Genomic DNA, 21,030 nt, shown 5'->3' with positions numbered 1-21,030 from the left:
TATCCCCGCCAGACGCTCACCGGTCAATCGCGAGCGTCATGGCAGTTTCCACCAAGGCCGGGTCGTGGGGCGCCGCGGCGACATCAACCTGCTGCCACCCGTTGCCTGCGGCAGCCGCGACTGCCTGGCTGAGAGCCGCCAGGCGGATACTGCTTCTGGCTACTTCCGCGGCGGCGACGAGGCTGCTGAAATGCTGCGCTGCGCGGGGGGAATGCAGCAGGACCACGCAGTCCTGGACGGCGCGTATTCGATGGGCGCCAGGATCAAGGGGATCGCTGGCATAGACGACAATGTCGGTGACGCCGGGAAGATGGATATGCTCCCGACCTGTCAGGCGGATCACCCGCCGCCACCCGTGCGCCTGCGCTAGCGCAAGCGCCTCTTTCCCGTCGCTATTCCCGACTGCTGCCAAGGACAGCCCTGCTTGTTGCGCGGCCTCGGCGGTGCCATGCCCGACCGCGACGATCGGGAGTTCGGCGAGAGTGTGAAGTCCTTCGCCCGCCTGCCGCACCGCATTGGCGCTTGTCAGAAGCAGGGCGTCGAAATCATCTGCCGGTGGAGCAGTCCACGGCACAGCAGCGATGGCAAACAGGGGAAGGCTTATCGCCTCGAACCCCGCCTCTGTAATCCGATTGGCGGTCGCGGTGTTGCCAGGTTCCGGCCGCAGCACGACGAGCGGGCGTATCATCCCGCAAACAATCGCCGTACCGAGTCTGGCGCGCGCGCCAGCAAATCGGCGGCGAGCTCACGGCCCAGCGTGGGGCCGTCCTCGCCTGCGATGACGCCGGTGACATGCTCCGACCCGTCCTCCGACAGCAGCTCGGCGGCAAGCGTGACGCCATCGCCCTCGCGACGGGCGAGCGCGCCAACGGGAGAATGGCAGGAGGCACCAAGCGCTGCCAGCAAGGCGCGCTCGGCCTGAACGCAGATGCTCGTTGCGGCGCAATCGATCGCCTGGACCAGCGCGAAGGCCGGGCCGTCAGTTAGCGTTTCGATACCGATGGCGCCTTGTGCCGGGGCGGGCAGCATGACGTGGGTCTCGATCGGCGCGCCCGTATCATGCCGGCCGAGACGCTCGAGGCCGGCGGCGGCGAGAAGTGTAGCGGCCACTTCCCCAGTCGCCAGCTTGCCCAGTCGCGTATCGACGTTGCCGCGAAACAGGGTGATCCGCAGGTCGGGCCGCTGGCGCAGGAGTTGCGCCCGGCGGCGGGGCGAGCTGGTCCCGACAATCGCCCCCTCTGGTAGAGCATCTATCGCATCCACGCCGATCAGGCGGTCTCGCACATCGGCACGCGGCAACATCGCGGCAATGGCGATTTCAGTAGGGCGGATCGTCTCCACGTCCTTCATCGAGTGAACGCAGGCATCGACCTCGCCGGCGATCAAGGCGCGGTCGAGCTCCTTGGTCCAGAGCGCCTTTCCGCCGATTTCAGCCAAGGCGCGGTCCTGTACGCGGTCGCCAGTGGTTCGCACGACGACGATCTCGACATCGTCCCAGCCATGGGCCGCCATCAGCGCGTCACGCACCATGCCGGCCTGGGTCAAAGCCAGCGGCGAACCGCGGGTGCCGAGTCTGAAACGCTGAGCCACCGGTCTCTTCTATCCTGCAGATATCCAGCCCGCTCTATCGCCGTGAGGCGCCCTTCGACAAGCGTGGGCCGAGCCGATATGAGCCCGGCATGCTGATCCTTGGTCTGGAATCCTCGTGCGACGAAACCGCGGCGGCGCTGGTGACGGGGGATCGCCGCGTGCTGGCGCACCGTCTGGCGGGGCAGGAAGCGGCGCATCGGCCCTATGGCGGCGTGGTGCCGGAGATCGCCGCCCGGGCACATGTCGAGGCACTAGAGCCTTTGATCGAGGCCGCTTTGGCCGATTCCGGGGTGTCATTGGCCGATATTGACGCTGTCGCGGCCACCGCCGGTCCGGGCCTGATCGGGGGGGTGATGGTAGGTCTGGTCACTGGCAAGGCGATCGCCCATGCCGTGGGCAAGCCGCTGGTGGCGGTCAATCATCTGGAGGGGCATGCGCTAAGCCCCCGGTTGGCCGATCCCGATCTCGCCTTTCCTTACCTGCTGTTGCTGGTGTCGGGCGGGCATTGCCAGTTGCTGCTGGTCGAAGGGGTGAACCGGTACCGCCGGCTCGCCACCACGATCGACGATGCGGCGGGCGAGGCGTTCGACAAGACGGCAAAGGTGCTCGGCCTGGGCTTCCCGGGCGGGCCGGCGGTCGAACGCGCAGCGGCGGCCGGTGAGGCCACGGCGGTGCCCCTGCCGCGGCCGTTGTACCGATCGCCGGAGCCGCATTTCTCCTTTGCCGGGCTGAAGGCTGCGGTGGCGCGGATCGCAGGCGATTATCGTCCGGAGGACGTCGCTGCATCGTTCCAGGCAGCGGTGGTGGACTGCCTGATCGATCGTACGGCCCGCGCCATCGGCCGCGCGCCGGGTGCCACGGCGCTGGTTGTCGCGGGGGGCGTTGCGGCAAACACGTCGGTTCGCACTGCGCTGGCGGCGCTCGCTGCGGAGCATGGCCTGCGGTTTGTCGCGCCGCCGCTTTGGCTGTGTACCGACAATGCCGCGATGATCGCCTGGGCGGGGGCTGAGCGATTTGCCGCCGGGCTGGTCGATCCGCTGGACACGCCGGCACGCGCACGGTGGCCGCTTGATCCCAACGCTGAGGCCGTGCGCGGCGCAGGGGTGAAGGCATGAACGGCGCGATGCGGATCGGGGTAATCGGCGGCGGCGCTTGGGGTACGGCACTGGCGCAGATCGCTTCGCGCGGCGGCGAGGTGCTGCTGTGGGCGCGCGAAACGGACGTCGTGGACGCGATCAACGAGCGGCACGAAAACAGTATCTTCCTGCCGTCCATCCCACTTTCCCGCGACATCCGGGCGACAGGCTCCCTGGACGATCTGGCGGATCGGGATGCGCTGCTGGTCGTCGCGCCCGCCCAGCATGTCGGCGCGGTGCTGGACGCGCTGCCGAGTGGCAACACACCCCTGGTGCTGTGTGCCAAGGGGATCGAGGCCGGATCACGCCGCCTGGTCGGGGAGGTTGCGCAGGCGGCGCACGCCGACGCGCCGATCGCGGTTCTTTCGGGACCCACGTTCGCACATGAGGTGGCGGCGGGCCTTCCCACCGCCGTGACGCTGGCATGTGCCGATCCGGCGCTGCAGGTGCGGCTTGCCGAGCGGCTCGCCAGCCCGACATTCCGCCCCTACGCCTCAAACGATGTGATCGGGGCGGAGATCGGTGGCGCGGTCAAGAACGTGCTGGCCATCGCGTGCGGCGTGGTGGAGGGTGCTGGCCTGGGCCAGAATGCGCGCGCAGCGTTGATCGCGCGTGGGTTTGCCGAAATGACCCGCTTTGGCCTGGCGCGCGGCGCGCGGGCAGAAACGCTGGCGGGACTGTCCGGCCTTGGCGATCTGGTGCTGACCTGCTCGTCGACCAGCAGCCGGAACTTTTCCTTGGGTGTGGGGCTTGGCCGGGGGCAACGAGCGAGCGAGCTGCTCGCCGATCGGCGGACGGTGGCGGAAGGGGCCTTCACGGCGCCCGTGCTCGCCGAAGCTGCGCGGGACGCCGGTGTCGACATGCCGATCACGGATGCGGTGTGCCGCCTGCTTCAGGGCGAGCCGGCGAGCGCGGTGATCAGCGGCCTGCTCGCCCGGCCTCGCCGCGACGAGGCCTGACTGGCTATGCCGGCGTCAACGTAGCACCTGCGCGGACAGTGCCGCGCAATCGGCACTGGTTGCGGTCGGACCTTGTCGCCCGGTGATCGCCCGCCCCAGCGCCTTGAACACGTTGCCGACCGACTTGACCTCCTTCGGCACCTGAACGTCTGGCTCGCTGATCGTGCCGGCGAGCGTTGCGGAGCCTGGCAGGCGAAGCACGCTATTCTGCTTGGGGGCTCCGGTAAGCCGGATGGCGAGCGTCTCGCCCGGGAACGTCACCGTGCCCTCGCCATCAAGCCGGCTTTGGGAGGTGTCGATCACGAAGGGCGAGGCCGTTCCGCGCCCGCCGCGCATCGCGAGGCCCACCACGACACAGCGCAATACGGCCCGATCCTTCTCATCGGCGAGCAGCGCACGGCCGGCGTCGAAGCCCAGTGCAGCGGCAATCTCCGCCGGCAGTTCGCCATTACGGGCGACGATGCCGATCCGTCCGGAGGACTTGCCCACCGCCTCACGGATGGTGCTGCCGCGCCCCGCCAACACCGCGCGGCCATCGACCCGGCCGGTCACCGATCCGCCACCGCCGCCAAGCGCCGGAACGCTGCTGTTGACGAGGCGCAGGTCCAGCCGAACGACCGGCACGGGCGCGCCGTCCGCCTGATCGATCACGGCGCTGCCCGTAATCTGACCGCGGGGAAGGCCAATGGTAAGCGGAGCGACCGTCAGCTTGCGCTGATCGAGCGTGAGCGTGCCTGCCAGTTTTGTCAGCGAGGACCGCCCCTGACGGCTGACAATGCGGTCGACGCGGAAAGCAATGTTGCCATCCGTCTTCCCGACCTTGGCAAGGTTGACGCGTGTGTCGGGGACTACACGCGGCCCAAGCGCGCGCTTCTTTGCTGCAGCCCGCCGCAGCCCCTCATCTGAGGCGAAATCGTCGAAATCTAGCTGGCGGGAGACAAAGGTGCCGGTCAGCTTTGTCCGGCCGTCCACCTTGTCGACGGTGAGCTTCCCCGACAAGTCGGAGCGGCCGATCCGACCATCCAGCCGGTCAATCAGCCATCGCTGCGGCTCGCGACGCACGTGAGCGGACAGGGTGACGGGCTGGGACTGGAACAGCCCGGCCTCGATAATGGCGTCAATGAGCTTCAGGTCATTCGCCCGCGCCGTGACGTCGAGCGTCATTCGATTGGTGTCGAACGGCGCCGCCATCGTGCCGCGTGCGTGCATCGATAGCGCGTCGCCGGCGATGCGCGCCTCAAAGGGCCAGCGCCCACCATCCGTGTCAGAGAGGGCAGGTGCGCGTGCGGAGAGTTGCACCGGTGCGCCGCGCACGGTGCCCGATCCCTGTAGCCGCAGCCCCGACGTCGCATCGGACCCTAACGCGAGGTCGAAGCGGCGATCCTGCTTGGCGTCGTCATAACGGAGCCGTGAATTGGCGACTGTCAGCCGATCAAGGCTGCTATTCCCCGATTTGCCCTTGTCATCATTTTCCTGGTGCCAGTTTTCGCGCCCATCCTTGGTGCGGATCAGATTGATCTGGGCGTTCGAGATGCTGATCTCACGCGGCGAAAGCCGCCCGGTGAGCAGTGCCAGTGAGTTGAAGCCCACATCCATTTGGCCAATCCGGGCCAAGTCTCGCGGGGCGGACCACGCAGGACCCGGTATCCGGATGTCGCGCAGCCGGACGGTGGTGGCGAAGCCGACAGGATCGACCCGCTCCATCTTGCCGATCGTGACGGGCCTTCCAAAGCGCTGTGTCAGGCGCTTCTCGGCGGTGTCCTTCAGCATGCCCCAGGGAAACACCGCCAGCGCCAGCACCGTACATAGAAGAAGCGCCACCAAAATGATCATGGTGGCGCGGACGCGGCGGCGGGACAGGAAGGCGGGCATCAAAGCTGAGACGCGCCGATGAACACTTCGTTCCGGAGGCGAAAGGAGTGACGTTACGTCACCCTACGGTCGATCGGACGGTCAGAAGTCGACGGCGATGCCCTTCTTTTCCCAGTCGCCATAGCGGACCGGATCACGGCCGAGCGGATCCTCGGCAGGCCGCTCCATCGGTGCGGGTTCAGGCACCGGCTTGTTGGGCGAAAGATAGGCCGGCGGCTTCACATGAGGGGGGCGTTTGGACATCGGCTCTTCCGGTTGAGGCGTTCACCCGCCACATGGGCGCGATGTCTGCTTCCGCCAACCCCCGCCCCGATCGCCAACGTCGTCCGGCCGATCCGCCCGGCACGGCCCCGCGCCGCGCTGCCCTTCGCCTTCTGGATGCGGTGCTGCGCCGAGGGGAACCGCTCGAATCCGCTTTGCCGCAGGCGACGCGCGGGCTGGAAGGCGCGGACCGCGGCCTGGCGCATGCCATTGCCGCGGAGACGTTGCGACGGCTGCCCGATCTCGATTCGCTGATCGATTCGGCGACCCGGCAGGTGTTGCCGGAGGATGCGAAAGCGCGCACCGCGTTGCGAATCGCTTTGGTCCAGACGCTCGCGCTCGGCACGCCGCCGCATGCGGCGATCGCCACCGTGCTGCCGCTGGTCGATAGTGGCCCGCGCAAGCTGGTGCATGGCGTGTTCGGTGCGCTGACGCGGGGGGGCGCGACATTGCCAGAGACTCCCACGCTGCCGCCGGTGATTGCCGATCGCTGGGGCACGGCGTGGGGCGAGGCAACGGTCGCTGCGGCAGCGCGCGCGATTGCAGTGCCCCCGCCGCTTGACCTGACGCTGGCGAGCCCGGCGGCGCTGGCGCCCGAGGGCGATCATCTCGCGCCCGACCAGCGCCGGGTCCGCGATGCGGCACCTGTCGCGAAGCTCCCGGGGTTCGCCGAGGGAGACTGGTGGGTGCAGGATGTCGCCGCGTCGCTTCCCGCCCGCTTGATCGGGCGGGGGCCGGGACGCGCGCTGGACCTGTGTGCCGCGCCGGGCGGCAAGACGATGCAGCTGGCGGCCGCGGGATGGGACGTGACGGCACTGGAAATCTCGCCGACGCGCGCGGCGCGACTTCACGAAAACCTGACCCGGACGAAACTGCCGGCGACCGTAGTGATCGCCGACGCGATGGACTGGGTGCCGGCCGAGCCGGTGGATGCACTGCTGCTGGATGCGCCGTGCAGCGCGACGGGCATTTTCCGGCGGCATCCCGACGTGCTTTACCGCGCCCATCCGCGCATCATCGCCGACATGGCGGCGTTGCAAGCGCAGCTGCTCGATCGCGCGGCTGACTGGGTCCGCCCCGGTGGGCGGCTGGTCTATGCCACCTGCTCGCTGGAACGCGAGGAAGGGGAGGAGCAACTGGAGCGCTTCCTCGCCGAACATCCCGATTATGCGATTGAGGCGCCGCGCCCGGGCGAACTTCCCGACGGGGTGAACGCAGAAGCGGCGGGCTATGTTCGTACGCTGCCCGGCACGCTGGAAGAAGCGGGCGGGTGTGACGGCTTTTTCATCGTCCGGCTCGTGCGTGCTTCCGCCTGATCGAATCGCAGGTTAAGCATCTTTGCGCATGTCCCTTCGTTTGCGCTGATCCGGCTTGCTGAGTGCAGGTGAGCCGGTCGGTGTGAGCCGATCAACAGTGAGATCCATGACCAAGCCTGTTCGTATCGCGCCTTCGATCCTGTCCGCCGACTTTGCCAAGCTGGGCGAGGAAGTCCGTGCGATTGACGCGGCGGGCGCCGACTGGATCCACATCGATGTGATGGACGGGCATTTCGTGCCCAACATCACCATCGGCCCGGCGGTGGTGAAGGCGCTGCGCCCGCACACCGCCAAGCCGTTCGACGTGCATCTGATGATCTCACCGATCGACGCGTACCTCGACGCCTTCGCCGAGGCGGGCGCGGACACGATCACCGTTCATCCCGAGGCGGGACCGCACATCCATCGATCGCTGCAGCACATCAAGTCGCTGGGCAAGCGGGCAGGGGTGGTGCTCAATCCTGGTACGCCGGCCAAGATGCTGGATTACCTGATCGACATGGTCGACCTGGTGCTGGTGATGAGCGTCAATCCCGGCTTCGGCGGACAGAGCTTCATCGAAAGCCAGCTGCGCAAGATCTCCTCAATCCGCAAGATGATCGAGGCGAGCGGCCGCGATATCGACCTGCAGGTCGATGGCGGTATCGATCAGCGTACTGCGGCGCTGGCGATCGACGCGGGCGCCGATGCGCTGGTGGCGGGCACCGCGACATTCCGCGGCGGCCCTGATGCCTATGCCGCTAACATCCGAGCCTTGCGGGGCGCATGAGCCAAGGCGCCCGCGATCCTGCAGCCGTCCCGGACGGGATAGACGAAGGCAAGCGGCTGGTCCGCGTCGGCGGCGATAAGGGCCTGTCGCTCGCTGAACGGCTGACCGACCGTTTCCATCGGCTGACCTGGCGTACCCCGATCCACGGGCTGCGCCTGAAAGGCCGCTACCCGCTGAAGCTGATCGCGGTGCCGGACGATCCCCTTTTTGGCGACGTCACGCGAGGCGAGGCGCTGCTCGCCGGACAGCTCGCCTTTCGTGGCGAGCGGCATGATATCGCAGGGCTGAACCTGCGAGCGCTTCAGCCGTCGGCCGCCTTTGCCGATTATCTCCACAGTTTCTTATGGCTGCGCGATCTGTCCAGCGTGGCCACGCGGACAACCGGGGCGCCGATCGCCGAGGACCTGATGTCGCGGTGGCTGGCGGCGCACGGCGAGCGAGTTACCGCAGTGGCGTGGCGGCCGGACCTGTGGGGGCGGCGGATCCTGTTCTGGACCGCTCATGCGCCGCTTATCCTGTCCTCCACTGATCTCGTCTACCGATCCAAGGTGCTGAACGCGCTGGCGCGGGGCGCACGGCATCTGGACACCAGTGCGGACAAGGCACCGATCGGCCCGGCCCGCGTGGCCGCATGGTGCGGCGTGATCGCTGCCGGATTGCTTATTCCGGGCGGCGATCCACGCCGCAGCTTTGGTGAGGCGGGGCTGGCACGCGCGCTGAGCGGTGCGGTGTTCGAGGATGGCGGGGCGGTGAACCGATCCCCTGAATCGCTGCTCGACATGATCGGGCTGCTCGCGATGCTGCGCGAAAGCTACATCACGCGCCGGCTGGAACTGCCCGAAGCGGTCCAGGGCACGCTGGCGCGGATGGTGCCGGCATTGCTTGCCGTCTGCCACGCCGATCGCGGCCTCGGCAGCTGGCAGAGCGGCGGTCCGGTGCCCGCGGAGCGGGTCGCGCAAGTGATCGAGGCTAGCGGCGTGCGGACTCGGCCACTGCGCCAGGCGCGCGACTGGGGATATCAGCGGCTGGTCGCGGGAACGACCGTCGTGCTGGTCGATGCGGCGCCACCGCCGGTGGCCCGGGAGGTCGAGGGTGGTTGCGCCTCCACGTTGGCCTTCGAGTTTTCGGACGGGCCGGCGCGGATCGTCGTGAATTGCGGCGGCGCGCGTGCGGCGATGGCGGGGCTGCCCCGTGCGCTGATCGAGGCGCTGCGTACGACGGCGGCGCATTCGACGCTGACGCTTGCCGACACGAATTCGACCGCCATCCATGCCGATGGAACGCTGGGGCGCGGCGTGGGTGAGGTTGAGCTGAGCCGTCAGGAATCGGAAAACGCCAGCCGGATCGAGGCCAGCCATGACGGTTATCTCCGCCGCCATGGCTTCTTGCATCGCCGCCAGCTGGTGCTGACCGACGACGGCAAGGAATTACGCGGTGACGACGTGCTGCTGCCGAAGGGGCGCCGCCGCGCGCCGGCAAGCGCAAAGCCATTCGCGATCCGCTTCCATCTCGGTCGCGGCGTCGAGGCGTCGCCGACGGCAGACAGCATGGGGGCGGTGCTCCGCGTCCCGGGCGGCGCGATGTGGCAGTTCCGCACGCGGGGTGGATCGCTGGTGATCGATGACAGCTTGTGGATCGACGGCGATGGTCGTCCGGTTACCACCCAACAACTGGTCGTCACCGGCATGTCCGAAGCGGGCGGCGCGACCGTCAGCTGGGTGCTGAAGCGCGCGCGCTGATCGATTTCTTGTCACACGGGTGCGCACGAGGGCTTGGGCGCACGCGCCGGCGGGTCTAGGGGGCTGCACGTCGCATCGCGACGATCCGGGACTCGTGCCCGATCCGTCGCCCACCCACCCCTTGCTCCTCCCCGTCCGCGGGAGAAGCGGAAAGAGTGTCATGACCGCCATCACCATCCGCCGCGCCCTTTTGTCCGTTTCCGACAAGACGGGGATCGTCGATCTCGCCCGAACGCTCGCCGAAAAGGGCGTGGAGCTGGTTTCCACCGGTGGCACGGCAAAGGCGCTGCGCGAGGCGGGGCTGACGGTGCGTGACGTGTCGGACCTGACCGGCTTCCCCGAGATGATGGATGGGCGGGTGAAGACGCTGCACCCGATGGTGCACGGCGGATTGCTGGCAGTGCGCGACGATGCCGCGCACGCCGCGGCGATGGAAGAACACGGTATCGGCGCGATCGATCTCGTCGTCGTGAACCTCTATCCGTTCGCGCAGACGGTGGCGAAGGGCGCCGACCGGCCCGAGGTGATCGAGAACATCGACATCGGGGGACCCAGCATGGTCCGCTCCGCCGCGAAGAATCATGCCTATGTGGCGATCGTCACTGATCCCGCCGATTATGCCGTCGTCGCTCGTGGCGAGACCACGCTGGACGAGCGCAAGCGCCTCGCCGCCAAGGCCTTTGCGGCGACGGCGACGTACGATTCGATGATTGCGAGGTGGTTCGGGCTGGAGGATCAGAAGGAGCAGTTCCCCGCAACGCTGCCCTTCACGCTCGAGGCGCCTACGGTGCTTCGCTATGGTGAAAACCCGCATCAGCAGGCGGCCTTCTATCGTCCTGCCGGCCCCAGTACGCCAGGCATTGGCCAGGCGCGTCAGGTGCAGGGCAAGGAGCTGAGCTACAACAACCTCAACGATGCCGACGCCGCGCTGGAGTTGGTCAGCGAATTCCGCGACGCCGACCCGACCTGTGTCATCGTGAAGCACGCCAATCCGTGCGGCGTGGCGACCGGGGCATCACTGGCAGAGGCTTATGAGGCGGCGTTCGCCTGCGATACAGTCTCGGCCTTTGGCGGGATCATCGCCCTGAACCGAACGCTGGACGCCGCGACGGCGAAGGCGATCACTGGCATCTTCACCGAAGTGGTGGTGGCGCCCGACGCCGACGAGGAAGCGATTGCGCTGTTCGCGGCGAAGAAGAACCTGCGGCTGCTGCTGACCGGTTCGTTGCCCGATCCGGCGCGTGGCGGGCTGACGGCCAAGACGATCGCTGGCGGATGGCTGGTCCAGTCGCGCGACAATGGCGTGCTGTCGGACGATATGCTGAAGGTGGTGACCAAGCGGCAGCCAACCGCGCAGGAACTGGCCGATTGCCGCTTTGCTTGGACTGTCGCCAAGCACGTCAAGTCGAACGCCATCGTCTATGCCAAGGATGGCAGCACCGCAGGCGTCGGCGCGGGACAGATGAACCGCCTGGAATCGGCACGGATCGCCGCATGGAAGGCGAAGGATGCCGCCGACAAGGCTGGCTGGGGCACGCCGCGCACGATCGGTTCGGCGGTCGCCTCTGACGCGTTCTTCCCCTTCGCCGACGGGTTGCTTGCGGCTGTCGAGGCCGGCGCGACGGCCGTCATCCAACCGGGCGGATCGATCCGCGACGCCGAAGTGATCGCCGCCGCCGACGAGGCCGGGCTGGCGATGGTTTTCACCGGCATGCGGCATTTCCGCCATTGATGATGGTGGAAGCGTTCACCGGGTCGCGGATCGGGCACGTCTGATGGCGGGAGGGGTAACGATCCTGGTCGACGCAGACGCGTGCCCGGTGAAGGAGGAGATCTATCGTGTCGCATATCGGCTGAACGTGCCGGTCACGATTGTCAGCAACGCGCATCTGCGGGTGCCACAGCATCCGCTGATCGCCCGCGTCGTCGTCAATGACGGGTTCGATGCGGCGGATGACTGGATCGTGGAACATGCCGATGCCACCACTGTGGTGGTTACCGGCGATATCCTGCTGGCTGATCGCTGCCTGAAACTGGGCGCGACGGTGATCTCGCCTTCGGGCAAGCCCTTCACCACCAGCTCGATCGGCAATGCGGTCGCGGTGCGCGCGATCATGGCTGACCTTCGCGCCGGGGGCGACAGGGTCGGCGGCCCAGCGCCGTTCGGCAAGGAAGACCGATCCCGCTTCCTGTCGGCGCTGGATCAGGCGTTAGGCAAGCTGTTGCGCGCGCGCGGAGGCTGAACGAAGGAGCTCAGGCGCGAGTGTACCACCAGGTGCCGCCACTTTCCTCACGCACGGCGCGCCCTTCGATCTCCAGACGCTTCAAATGGGCGAGCGATTCGCCAGTGGCCATGCCGATCACGTCCAGGCCGATCGGGCGCCGGAACAGCACCTTGAAGCAATCCACCGCGCGCACCGCCCCGCTTCCCATCAGGTCAACGATCGCATCCAGCCGGTCGATGTGTTCATCGCGAAGCGCATCAAGCCGGGTATGAAGCCCGTAGAAGGGGTCACCATGGCCGGGGAGCACCAGCAGATCCTCCGGCAGCGCGCGGAATTTCTCGATCGAGCGAAGCCAGTCGCCGAGCGGGTCGTCGTTGCTCTGGCTGACATGGACCGAAATGTTGGAGCTGATCTTTGGCAGGACCTGGTCGCCGGCGACGAGTACGCGGCGGTCGTAATCGACCAGGCAGGCATGTTCCGGGCTGTGGCCGTTGCCGGTGATCACATGCCAGTCGCTGCCGCCGATCCGCAGCACTTCGCCGTCCTGAATTCGGGTGTAGGTGAGCGGCATCCGCGCAATCGCCTTGCCAAAATTCGACCAGCCGCGACTGGCGCCATGCGCGACCTGATCCTCGTCCCATCCAGCGCCGCGCCAGAAGGCGAGCTGTTCATCGGGCACTTCGGGGCGCGAATCCGCCGACAGCATCCGTACCATCAGCCACTCGGTACGGGTCATCACGATTTGCGCATCATCGAAGCGGCGTGACAGCCAACCGGCCAGCCCCACGTGATCGGGATGCATGTGCGTGCACATGATCTTGCCGATCCGCTGACCCGCGAGCGGCCCCTCCAGAATCGTGCGCCACGCCTCTGTCGATCGCGGGCTGGCGGTGCCGGTGTCGATCGCCAGTAATTCCGGGCCATCATCCAGGATCAGGCCGTTCACATGCTTCAACGGGCCGGACATGGGCACGCGCCACCAGCGGATGCCGTCCATCAGCGTCAGCAGTTCGCCAGGCTGCGGCCCGCGATCACCGAAAGGAAAGGTCAGACCGGCCCAGCTGGTGGGCGTCAGCCCCTCATCCCCGATCAGCGTGCGTTGAATTGCCGTCGCCATGACCGAACGCTATCAGCATAACATTCGTTACGTCGAGAGGAATCGGGCGCCTTTATGCGATGAGCGCGATCCCGCCGAGCGGAACCGTGCCCATTATCCTGTTCAGGTCAGCCAGTGGCGGACCAGCCATCCGCCAGCAAACAGGGCCTGATTACCGGCGGAAAGGATCGTCCCCGAAGAACGGCTTGGGGCCGCGATCTTCGTCACCTGCCATCTGGGCATCGCGCGACGCCTGCTCACGCTCGGCGCGCAGCTGTTCGATCAGGGCCTCACGGTCCCCATCAAGGCGCGTATCGGTCGGCTGTGCCTCGACCCCGGCGGTCTTGGCAGCCTTTGCCACCGCCGCATCGAGCTCGCGCTGCGTGGTCAGACCCAGTGTCACCGGATCCTTTGGCGTGATGTTGCCGATGTTCCAGTGAGTCCGATCGCGGATCGCCGCGATCGTCGTGCGCGTCGTGCCGATCAGGTTGGAGATCGCACCATCGGTGATTTCCGGATGGTTGCGGATGATCCATGCGATGCCATCCGGCTTGTCCTGCCGCTTGGAAACCGGCGTGTAACGCGGCCCCTTCGTACGGCGGACCTGATCGGGACCCTTGGTCATCTTCAGGCGGTATTCGGAATTGGCCTGACCCTTTTCGATTTCGTCTTGGGTCAGTTCGTGCGCGCGCACCGGATCACGACCAGTCAACTTGGTCGCGGCGGTATCGTCGGCGATCGCCTGCACCTCGAGCACGTGAAGACCGCAGAATTCCGCGATCTGCTCGAACGTCAGCGACGTGTTGTCGACGAGCCATGAAGCGGTCGCGTGAGGCATGAGCGGCTGGGCCATGCGGGAAAGCCTTTCGGTAGAAACAAATAGGGCCGCCCCTTACCGGAGCGGCCGCCTAACCTGTGGTGACTTAATGTGCCCTTGCCGTCAGGGCAAGCGCCGTCGCGTCATGCCGCGTGCGGAACCGCGACCGGCACGAGGGCTGCCAAGAATTGTTCGGCGCTCGATTGCCAACTGTGCTGCCTGCCTTCCGCCGCGCATCGCGTGCGATCTAGCGTCAACGCGCCGGCGATCGCGCGGGTCAGATCATCGTCCATGACGCCGCTGGCTGACGACAAGACGTCGATCGGCCCGGGCACGGGATAGGCCGCAACCGGTGTTCCGCAGGCCAGCGCCTCGATCATGACGAGGCCGAAGGTGTCGGTTTTGCTGGGAAAGACCAGAACGTCGGCCGCGCGATAACAGGCGGCGAGCGCGTCTCCGAAGCGCGAACCGAGGAAATGAGCATCGGGGTAGCGCTGCCGAAGCGTGCTCAACGCCGGTCCGTCGCCCACCACGACCTTGCTGCCGGGGTGCGGCGTCGCAAGAAAAGCCGCGACGTTCTTCTCCACCGCGACGCGGCCCACGTAGAGGAGGATCGGGCTCGGAAGCGCGGTGATGAGGGGATCTTTCGTGCCCTCAACGCTGAATTCGCGCGAGACGCCGCGGCCCCACGGGCGCGTGTGATGGATGCCGTGCGCCTCCAGCATGTGCTGGATGGTGGGGGTGGATACCAGCACGGCGTCGGCTCGCCGATGGAAACGCCGGATAAGATGCCACACCCATGTCGGGTCCGCCCCGGTGCGCGCCGCGACGTAGTCAGGGAATTGCGTGTGATAGGCGGTGGTGAACCGCACGCCGCGGTCGAGGCACCAGCGCCGCGCTGCGAGGCCAAGCGGCCCTTCGGTGGCGATATGGACAGCCTCCGCGCCGAACGCGGCGATGCGGGCGCCGACCGCGCGGCGTCCGGCGAGCGCCAGCCGGATTTCAGGGTAGGTCGGGCAAGGCAGCGAGCGAAAGGCATCGGGGGCGATGACCATGGGCTCATGGTTCATCGCACGCAGTTCGGCGACCAGCGATTGCAGGGTGCGCACCACGCCATTGACCTGTGGTGCCCAAGCGTCGGTAACGATCGCGATCCGCATCAGGCATCCTCAGGCCGCAATCGCAACGATGGCGCCGGCATTGCGGCACGCCATCACCTCGGCCCAGTGCACGATCTCCATTCGTCCGTCGAAATGTTCGACAAGCGCGGTCGCGCTTTCCACCCAATCGCCATCGTTGAAATAATCGATGTCGCCGATCGTGCGCATTTCCGCCGTGTGAATATGCCCGCAGACCACCCCGTCGACGCCCCGCGCACCGGCAGCCTCCGCCACGACCTCCTCGAAGCGGGAGATGAAGGCGACGGCGTTCTTCACCCGCGCCTTCGCATGTTGGCTGAGCGACCAATAAGGGAGGCCAAACCGTCGGCGGAAGGCGTTCACGCCGCGATTAGCGAGCATCAGCAGGCCATAGGCAGTGTCGCCGACATGGGCGATCCAACGATGCGCCAGCGTGATGGCATCAAATTCGTCGCCGTGGAGGACCAGCAATCGTCGCCCATCGGCGGTGACGTGGATCGCGTTGCGGCGGATCGCGATACCCCCGAAATCAAGCCCGCAGAACTGCCGGAATGCCTCATCGTGGTTGCCCGGAATGAAGACCATCCGGGTGCCGCGGCCGGCCCGTTTCAGCAGGCGCCAGACCACGTCGCTATGCGCGGAGGGCCAGTAGAACTTTCGCCGCAGCCGCCACCCGTCGACGATGTCGCCCACCAGGTACATGGTGTCGCTGTCGACATGGTCGAGGAAGTCGATGAGCATCCCGGCATTACACCCTCGGGTGCCGAGATGGACGTCGCTGATCCAGATGGTGCGATACCGCATCCGCTCGACCGAGCGTTCGGGAACATGCGGCCGCGAATAAGCGAAATCAGTAAGGTCGGTGACGTCGGCGAACGTAACGGTCGTCGGCATGGCGGGCCCTCCCTGCCATGCGGTTCTATCGATGGTGCGTTACGGGCGCGTCTCCGATCGGTGACGCTTTCGTCTCAGGTTCGTCTCAACTGTGTGACGGCCCGCAGGCCGTCGCCGTGATCAGCGAACCTGTTCAACCGAGGGGGCGCCCGTCACCGGATCCGTGGTCGGGGTAAGCGTGAACAGGCCGACCGCGCCGAGCACGAACCCACCGGCGAACTGCCAAAGGAAGCTGGACTTGAGGAGGCGGGTCATAAGCGTGCTCTGTATCTCGTTTACGTGAATGCGGTGGTTACGCCGCCCGGCCTGAACGCGAGGTTGGACCCGCGTTCATCGACCGTTCGGCATATAGGGGGGCGCCCGATGCCCTTGTACGTCCACAATGGAAAGTAATCGTTTCCATTGTGGAACCGTTTTCAGGTTCATTCGTGCGGTGACTGCGCCCGATTGAGCGGCTCAGGTCAGCGCAGCGCGGCGCAGGCGCGCTGGATGCGGCTGCAGGCCTCGCGCAGGATGTCCTCGCTGGTGGCGTAGCTGATCCGCATTGCGGGCGAGAGGCCGAAGGCCACGCCCTGCACGGCAGCTACACGAGCTTCTTCGAGTAGGTAGCCGACAAAGTCGCTGTCGGTCTCGATCTTCTGTCCCTTGGGGGTCGTCTTTCCGATCAGACCCGAAACTTCGGGATAGACGTAAAAGGCGCCCTCGGGCGTTGGGCAGGTGATGCCGGGAGTGTCGTTCAGCATGCCGACAACGAGATCGCGACGCGCCTTGAATGCGGCATTTCGCTCAGCAAGGAACGACTGATCGCCATTCAGTGCGGCGGTTGCTGCGGCCTGCGCGATCGAACAGGGGTTGCTGGTCGATTGCGACTGGAGCTTGGCCATCGCCTTGATCAGCCATTGCGCGCCGCCGGCGAAGCCGATCCGCCAACCAGTCATCGCATACGCCTTCGAACAGCCGTTCACCGTCAGCGTGCGTTCGTAGAGCGACGGGCAGACCTCCGCGATCGTCGCGAATCGGAAGTCGTCGTAAACGATATGCTCGTACATATCGTCGGCGAAGATCCAGACATGCGGATGGCGCTCCAGCACCTCGCCCAGCGCCTTCAGTTCGGCGACGGTATAAGCCGCACCGGTCGGGTTCGAGGGCGAATTCAGGATCAGCCACTTGGTACGCGGCGTAATCGCCGCCTCAAGCATGGCGGGCGTCAGCTTGTAGCCATGCTCAGGCCCTGCAGCGACCACGACAGGCGTACCGCCAGTGAACTGTACGACATCGGGGTAGCTCACCCAATAAGGTGCTGGGACGATCACTTCGTCACCGGCCTCAACGGTTGCGACCAGCGCGTTGAACAGGGTGTGCTTGCCGCCGACATTCACGCTGATCTGCGCGGGCGTATAATCGAGGCGGTTGTCGCGCTTGAACTTGGCGACGATCGCGTCCTTCAGCTCGGGCGTGCCATCGACGTTGGTGTATTTGGTCTGGCCACGACGGATCGCCTCGATCGCCGCCTCCTTGACGAAATCGGGCGTGTCGAAGTCAGGTTCGCCGGCTCCGAGGCCGATGACATCGACGCCGGCGCGCTTCAGCTCCTGCACCTTGGTGGTGATCGCCAGCGTCGGCGATGGGCTGATGCGATCGAGCGCGGCGGACGTCTTCATGGTTGCGGCTCCTGTAGGCGCGGCGGGCTATAGCGACCGGCCTCCCGCCTCCGCAACCGCCACGAGCGCGGGAATGAGCCCGCGCAACGCATTTCCGACGTAAAACCCAGCGGCGAGGTCGGCCGGGGTCAAATTCTGCTCGGTCGCGCGCCCGGTTTCGAGCAGTTCGGCGCGGAGGACGCCGGGCAACAAGCCACGCGCCAGCGGCGGGGTCAGCAGCCGTCCGTTGCGCTCAACGAAGACGTTGGTGAAGCTGCCTTCGGTAAGGAACCCGTCCGGGTCGACGAACACCACCTCCGCCGTGCCGCCGACACGCCGGGCTTCGTCGTAGAAGCGCCGATTGCTGGTCTTGTGTCGCAGCCGGTAGTCGGACCGGCTGACCGGCAGAGGTACGAGTGTTACCTCGAGCGGTGCGGGGCGGGCCGGTGGCATCGGGGCGACCTCGATCGTGATCCTGCCGCTCTGGCTGAGGAGGAGCCGGATCCGCGCCGGCGCACGCAGGCGGAAGGTGGCGGCCTGCAATTCGTTGCGCGCGTCATGGCGATCGAAGACGAAGCCGAGCCGTGCGGCGCTCGCCTTCATTCGGGCGAGATGCCGTTCGATCAGCAGAATGCCGGCATCGGGATCGAAGCGCATCGTTTCGATCAGGTCGGGTGTCCGCTGGCCATGCGTCAGGAAGGCGCCTTTCGCCAGCGCTTCGTCCCACTCGCTATCGGCGTTGCTGTCGGCGACGATACCGCCGCCAAGCCCCAGCGTGGCATGATCGTCGCCATTTGCGATCACGAGCGTTCGGATGGCGACGTTGAACTGCGCATCGCCATTCGGGCTGATCGCCCCGATCGATCCCGTGTAGGCACCGCGCGGCGATTGCTCGATGTCGCTGAGCACCTGCATGGCGCGAACCTTCGGCGCGCCGGTGATCGATCCGCAGGGGAATAGCGCGGCAAGCACGTCAATCGCATCCCGGTCGGGCGCAAGGCGCGCGGTGACGGTGGAGGTCATCTGATGAACCGTCGGATACCGCTCCACCGCGAACAGCGCCGGCACCCTGACGCTGCCGGCCGCAGCGACGCGCGACAGATCGTTGCGCATCAGGTCCACGATCATCAGGTTTTCGGCGCGCTGCTTCTCATCCTCCGCCAGCGCGTCCGCCACTTGATCGTCGCGCGATGGATCGGCGGCACGGCGCGCCGTCCCCTTCATCGGCCGGCAGGTCAGCGCGTCACTCTGGAGGTGGAAGAACAGTTCCGGCGAAAAGGACAGCTGAAGATGGTCACCTGTCGCAACGATCGCGCCCCAACCGGCGGCGGCGCGACTCCGGACCGCGGCATATAGCGCCAGCGGATCGCCGGCGAAGGGAACGCGCGCCCGGAAGGTCAAGTTCGCTTGATATACGTCGCCCGCCGCGATCAGATCCAGCACCTGCCGCAGCGCAACGTCGTAGGCCTCGCGCGAGATCGTCGGCTCCGGCGCGCCGATCCAGGCGCCGGCGCCATCGGGCAGGTAGGCTGCGGGATCGCTTACTTCCTCTGCCGTCGCGAATAATCCGAACCAGAGAAGCGGCGTCGGGGGGGCGATGTGCGTATCAGTTCGCCGGCCGACGGCCCGAGGTTCGAACGCGGGGGCCGCCTCATAGGTAAGGAAGCCCGCGGCGTGATGCCCGGCCGAGATGCCGGCGCGCACGCGGCCCAACGCGGGCGCGACCTGATCCACCGTTTGCGCTTCGATGATCGCGACCGGGTCGCGATAAAGGCGTGCAGCGGCGCCTCCGGAACGGGCATCGTCGAGCAGCACGAAGGGTGCGGCGAGGGACATGGCACGCGCCATGCCCGTCCCCGCCCGTGGCGGCAACCCCGCGGCAGCTGACGCTCCTGCCTTGCGGTTGATGCGATCCGCGGGTTAGCAGTGGGTGCCGCCCACCAGGCGCCAGTCCCCGAGGAACCGCACGTGACCGAAACAACGACCGAACCAGCGCTGCGTGCGATGATCGTCCCGGTGACGCCGATCGAGCAGAATTGCACGATCATCTGGTGCACCAAGACGAAGAAGGCGGCAGTGATCGATCCGGGCGGCGACCTGCCGAAGATCAAGGCTGCGGTGGCGCAGGCCGGGGTGACGGTCGAGAAGATCCTGTTGACGCACGGGCATATCGACCACGCCGGGGAGGCCAAGCCGCTGGCGGTGGAGCTCGGGGTCCCGATCGAGGGGCCGCAGGAGGAGGATCGGTTTTGGCTGGCGCGGCTGGGTGATGACGGCCGCAACTGGGGCATTCGCGGGGTCCCGTTCGAGCCGGATCGCTGGCTGGAGGATGGCGATACCGTCTCCGTCGGCGAACTGACGCTCGATGTTTATCACACGCCGGGGCATACCGCTGGGCACGTCATTTTCCACCACGCGCCTTCTAAGTTTGCTCAGGTTGGCGACGTGCTGTTCCAGGGTTCGGTCGGCCGCACGGACCTGCCGCAGGGCAATCACAAGACGCTGATCAACTCGATCGTGACCAAGCTGTGGCCGCTGGGCAGCGAGACGGCATTCATCCCGGGCCACGGCAAGCCGTCCACCTTCGCGCATGAGCGGCAGTGGAATATGTTCGTCAGCGACGACGCGATGGAGGCGTGAGCCGACGCGCGACCTCGCCATTGTTGGATAAGGGCGCATGACCGAGGCCGAGTTCATCACCGCGCTGCGCCGCCTGCCGTTGCATGAGGGCGCGCATGGGCTGAGCGACGATGTCGCGCGGCTGGGCGATCTGGTCATCACCACCGACACGATGGTGGCGGGCGTGCATTTCCTGCCGGACGACCCGCCGGGCGACGTGGCGTGGAAGCTGGTTGCGGTGAACCTGTCCGATCTCGCCGCCAAGGGCGCCGCGCCAGTGGGTGTGCTGCTCAACTATCCCCTGTCTGACACGTCATGGGACCGGGCGTTTCTGGCAGGTCTGAATGCGTGCCTCTCGGCGCTTGATTGCCCGCTGCTCGGCGGTGACACGGTCGCGCTTCCGGAGGGTGCGCCGCGGGTGTTGACGCTGACGGCGATCGGGCGCGCCGATGCGCCGCCGCGGCGGTCCGGCGCGAAGGCGGGGGACCGATTATGGGTGACCGGCACCATCGGCGACGCCGGCGCCGGATTGAAGGTGGCTCGGGACGGGGCCGGGCCCGAGGCGCTTCTTGCCGCTTACCGCCGACCCCGCCCGCGGCTTGCGGAGGGGCGAACGCTCGCGCCGCTGGCTCACGCAATGATGGACGTTTCGGACGGGCTACTGATCGACGGTTGGCGGATGGCGGCGGCAAGCGGGCTGGCTCTGACCATCGCGCTCGACAGGATACCCTTGTCACCGGCCTATCGCAGCTATGCGGGCGACGACGTTTTAGCCGCAGCGACGGCGGGCGATGATTATCAACTGCTGTGCGCGCTTCCGTCGGATGTCGCGCCCACGAGCATCGCAACCTGCATCGGCGCGTTCGAAGCGGGCAAGGGACTTTCCCTGACCCATGCCGGGGCGCCCGTCGCCTTGCCATCGCGGCTCGGGTTCGAACATCGCGCCTGACGCGCCAAA

At 66.8% G+C, this 21,030-nt stretch carries 20 protein-coding genes; 9 read left to right on the top strand and 11 right to left on the bottom strand.

The genetic code is table 11. From position 1 onward, the window contains the following. Positions 1 to 16: 16 nt before the first annotated feature. Positions 17 to 688: a uroporphyrinogen-III synthase gene (locus tag K0S66_RS02590; RefSeq protein WP_301073541.1), complete on the bottom strand. Its 672-nt coding sequence runs from the start codon at positions 686 to 688 to the stop codon at positions 17 to 19. Further along, the gene (gene hemC / locus K0S66_RS02585) at positions 685 to 1,590 is read right to left on the bottom strand and encodes a hydroxymethylbilane synthase (protein WP_301073539.1); all 906 of its coding nucleotides are present in this window, start codon (positions 1,588 to 1,590) and stop codon (positions 685 to 687) included. Before hemC ends, K0S66_RS02590 begins: the two co-directional genes overlap by 4 nt. Before the next feature lie 89 nt (positions 1,591 to 1,679). On the opposite strand from hemC, the gene tsaD reads away from it, so the two are divergent. Further along, positions 1,680 to 2,705: a tRNA (adenosine(37)-N6)-threonylcarbamoyltransferase complex transferase subunit TsaD gene (tsaD, locus tag K0S66_RS02580; protein WP_301073538.1), complete on the top strand. Its 1,026-nt coding sequence runs from the start codon at positions 1,680 to 1,682 to the stop codon at positions 2,703 to 2,705. Between the two features lie 8 nt (positions 2,706 to 2,713). Next, entirely contained in the window at positions 2,714 to 3,685 is a 972-nt protein-coding gene (locus K0S66_RS02575; protein ID WP_301073797.1) for an NAD(P)H-dependent glycerol-3-phosphate dehydrogenase, read from the top strand. 15 nt (positions 3,686 to 3,700) lie between these two features. Here the strand turns inward: K0S66_RS02575 and K0S66_RS02570 are convergent, their stop codons facing one another. After that, positions 3,701 to 5,557, bottom strand: coding sequence for an AsmA family protein (locus tag K0S66_RS02570; protein ID WP_301073537.1), 1,857 nt, complete (start codon positions 5,555 to 5,557; stop codon positions 3,701 to 3,703). 81 nt (positions 5,558 to 5,638) lie between these two features. Further along, entirely contained in the window at positions 5,639 to 5,800 is a 162-nt protein-coding gene (locus K0S66_RS02565; protein ID WP_301073536.1) for a DUF1674 domain-containing protein, read from the bottom strand. A gap of 41 nt (positions 5,801 to 5,841) precedes the next feature. Here K0S66_RS02565 and K0S66_RS02560 point away from each other — a divergent pair, with 41 nt between their 5' ends. The 5 genes from K0S66_RS02560 (at position 5,842) to K0S66_RS02540 (ending at position 11,885) form a co-directional block, all read left to right on the top strand. Beyond that, positions 5,842 to 7,134, top strand: a complete 1,293-nt coding sequence (locus tag K0S66_RS02560) for a transcription antitermination factor NusB (protein WP_301073535.1) — start codon at positions 5,842 to 5,844, stop codon at positions 7,132 to 7,134. Between the two features lie 106 nt (positions 7,135 to 7,240). Then, the gene (gene rpe, locus K0S66_RS02555; RefSeq protein ID WP_301073534.1) at positions 7,241 to 7,903 is read left to right on the top strand and encodes a ribulose-phosphate 3-epimerase; all 663 of its coding nucleotides are present in this window, start codon (positions 7,241 to 7,243) and stop codon (positions 7,901 to 7,903) included. Then, positions 7,900 to 9,642 carry a heparinase II/III family protein gene (locus K0S66_RS02550; protein ID WP_301073533.1) on the top strand — a complete coding sequence of 581 codons (1,743 nt, stop codon included), beginning with the start codon at positions 7,900 to 7,902 and terminating at the stop codon, positions 9,640 to 9,642. Before rpe ends, K0S66_RS02550 begins: the two co-directional genes overlap by 4 nt. Before the next feature lie 160 nt (positions 9,643 to 9,802). Continuing rightward, entirely contained in the window at positions 9,803 to 11,374 is a 1,572-nt protein-coding gene (purH, locus tag K0S66_RS02545; RefSeq protein ID WP_301073531.1) for a bifunctional phosphoribosylaminoimidazolecarboxamide formyltransferase/IMP cyclohydrolase, read from the top strand. Between the two features lie 43 nt (positions 11,375 to 11,417). After that, the gene (locus tag K0S66_RS02540) at positions 11,418 to 11,885 is read left to right on the top strand and encodes a YaiI/YqxD family protein (protein ID WP_301073530.1); all 468 of its coding nucleotides are present in this window, start codon (positions 11,418 to 11,420) and stop codon (positions 11,883 to 11,885) included. Positions 11,886 to 11,895: 10 nt separating this feature from the next. Here K0S66_RS02540 and K0S66_RS02535 read toward each other — a convergent pair whose 3' ends face one another. From K0S66_RS02535 to pabB, 7 genes are all read right to left on the bottom strand, one after another. After that, a complete protein-coding gene (locus tag K0S66_RS02535) occupies positions 11,896 to 12,984 on the bottom strand; it encodes an MBL fold metallo-hydrolase (protein WP_301073529.1) in 1,089 nt (362 codons plus the stop codon). Positions 12,985 to 13,135: 151 nt separating this feature from the next. Next, positions 13,136 to 13,816, bottom strand: a complete 681-nt coding sequence (locus tag K0S66_RS02530; RefSeq protein ID WP_301073528.1) for a DUF1013 domain-containing protein — start codon at positions 13,814 to 13,816, stop codon at positions 13,136 to 13,138. A 107-nt stretch (positions 13,817 to 13,923) separates the two neighbouring features. After that, positions 13,924 to 14,940, bottom strand: a complete 1,017-nt coding sequence (locus K0S66_RS02525; RefSeq protein WP_301073526.1) for a glycosyltransferase family 1 protein — start codon at positions 14,938 to 14,940, stop codon at positions 13,924 to 13,926. 9 nt (positions 14,941 to 14,949) lie between these two features. Then, positions 14,950 to 15,813, bottom strand: a complete 864-nt coding sequence (locus K0S66_RS02520) for a UDP-2,3-diacylglucosamine diphosphatase (RefSeq protein WP_301073524.1) — start codon at positions 15,811 to 15,813, stop codon at positions 14,950 to 14,952. 120 nt (positions 15,814 to 15,933) lie between these two features. Beyond that, positions 15,934 to 16,068 (bottom strand): hypothetical protein, encoded by a 135-nt coding sequence (locus K0S66_RS02515; RefSeq protein ID WP_301073523.1) that lies wholly within the window; start codon positions 16,066 to 16,068, stop codon positions 15,934 to 15,936. 206 nt (positions 16,069 to 16,274) lie between these two features. Further along, complete coding sequence (locus K0S66_RS02510) at positions 16,275 to 17,474, bottom strand: pyridoxal phosphate-dependent aminotransferase (RefSeq protein ID WP_301073522.1); 1,200 nt, start codon at positions 17,472 to 17,474, stop codon at positions 16,275 to 16,277. Between the two features lie 27 nt (positions 17,475 to 17,501). Beyond that, positions 17,502 to 19,301, bottom strand: coding sequence for an aminodeoxychorismate synthase component I (pabB, locus tag K0S66_RS02505; protein WP_301073521.1), 1,800 nt, complete (start codon positions 19,299 to 19,301; stop codon positions 17,502 to 17,504). A gap of 156 nt (positions 19,302 to 19,457) precedes the next feature. Here pabB and K0S66_RS02500 point away from each other — a divergent pair, with 156 nt between their 5' ends. Together K0S66_RS02500 and thiL are read left to right on the top strand one after the other, a co-directional pair. Continuing rightward, complete coding sequence (locus K0S66_RS02500) at positions 19,458 to 20,093, top strand: MBL fold metallo-hydrolase (protein ID WP_301073796.1); 636 nt, start codon at positions 19,458 to 19,460, stop codon at positions 20,091 to 20,093. 37 nt (positions 20,094 to 20,130) lie between these two features. Further along, positions 20,131 to 21,021 carry a thiamine-phosphate kinase gene (thiL, locus tag K0S66_RS02495; protein ID WP_301073520.1) on the top strand — a complete coding sequence of 297 codons (891 nt, stop codon included), beginning with the start codon at positions 20,131 to 20,133 and terminating at the stop codon, positions 21,019 to 21,021. The last annotated feature ends 9 nt before the right edge of the window (positions 21,022 to 21,030 follow it).

The organism is Sphingomonas sp. (genome assembly GCF_029239295.1).
Taxonomy (GTDB): domain Bacteria; phylum Pseudomonadota; class Alphaproteobacteria; order Sphingomonadales; family Sphingomonadaceae; genus Sphingomonas.
The sequence above is the reverse complement of the archived record's forward strand: the minus strand, read 5'-3'. Positions and strand labels throughout refer to the sequence as shown.

Coding starts and splice junctions, on each gene's coding strand:
- K0S66_RS02590 (WP_301073541.1), bottom strand. CDS start 688: ATGATACGCCCGCTCGTCGTGCTGCGGCCGGAACCTGGCAACACCGCG.
- tsaD (WP_301073538.1), top strand. CDS start 1,680: ATGCTGATCCTTGGTCTGGAATCCTCGTGCGACGAAACCGCGGCGGCG.
- K0S66_RS02575 (WP_301073797.1), top strand. CDS start 2,714: ATGCGGATCGGGGTAATCGGCGGCGGCGCTTGGGGTACGGCACTGGCG.
- K0S66_RS02570 (WP_301073537.1), bottom strand. CDS start 5,557: ATGCCCGCCTTCCTGTCCCGCCGCCGCGTCCGCGCCACCATGATCATT.
- K0S66_RS02565 (WP_301073536.1), bottom strand. CDS start 5,800: ATGTCCAAACGCCCCCCTCATGTGAAGCCGCCGGCCTATCTTTCGCCC.
- K0S66_RS02560 (WP_301073535.1), top strand. CDS start 5,842: ATGTCTGCTTCCGCCAACCCCCGCCCCGATCGCCAACGTCGTCCGGCC.
- rpe (WP_301073534.1), top strand. CDS start 7,241: ATGACCAAGCCTGTTCGTATCGCGCCTTCGATCCTGTCCGCCGACTTT.
- K0S66_RS02550 (WP_301073533.1), top strand. CDS start 7,900: ATGAGCCAAGGCGCCCGCGATCCTGCAGCCGTCCCGGACGGGATAGAC.
- purH (WP_301073531.1), top strand. CDS start 9,803: ATGACCGCCATCACCATCCGCCGCGCCCTTTTGTCCGTTTCCGACAAG.
- K0S66_RS02540 (WP_301073530.1), top strand. CDS start 11,418: ATGGCGGGAGGGGTAACGATCCTGGTCGACGCAGACGCGTGCCCGGTG.
- K0S66_RS02535 (WP_301073529.1), bottom strand. CDS start 12,984: ATGGCGACGGCAATTCAACGCACGCTGATCGGGGATGAGGGGCTGACG.
- K0S66_RS02530 (WP_301073528.1), bottom strand. CDS start 13,816: ATGGCCCAGCCGCTCATGCCTCACGCGACCGCTTCATGGCTCGTCGAC.
- K0S66_RS02525 (WP_301073526.1), bottom strand. CDS start 14,940: ATGCGGATCGCGATCGTTACCGACGCTTGGGCACCACAGGTCAATGGC.
- K0S66_RS02520 (WP_301073524.1), bottom strand. CDS start 15,813: ATGCCGACGACCGTTACGTTCGCCGACGTCACCGACCTTACTGATTTC.
- K0S66_RS02515 (WP_301073523.1), bottom strand. CDS start 16,068: ATGACCCGCCTCCTCAAGTCCAGCTTCCTTTGGCAGTTCGCCGGTGGG.
- K0S66_RS02510 (WP_301073522.1), bottom strand. CDS start 17,474: ATGAAGACGTCCGCCGCGCTCGATCGCATCAGCCCATCGCCGACGCTG.
- pabB (WP_301073521.1), bottom strand. CDS start 19,301: ATGGCGCGTGCCATGTCCCTCGCCGCACCCTTCGTGCTGCTCGACGAT.
- K0S66_RS02500 (WP_301073796.1), top strand. CDS start 19,458: ATGATCGTCCCGGTGACGCCGATCGAGCAGAATTGCACGATCATCTGG.
- thiL (WP_301073520.1), top strand. CDS start 20,131: ATGACCGAGGCCGAGTTCATCACCGCGCTGCGCCGCCTGCCGTTGCAT.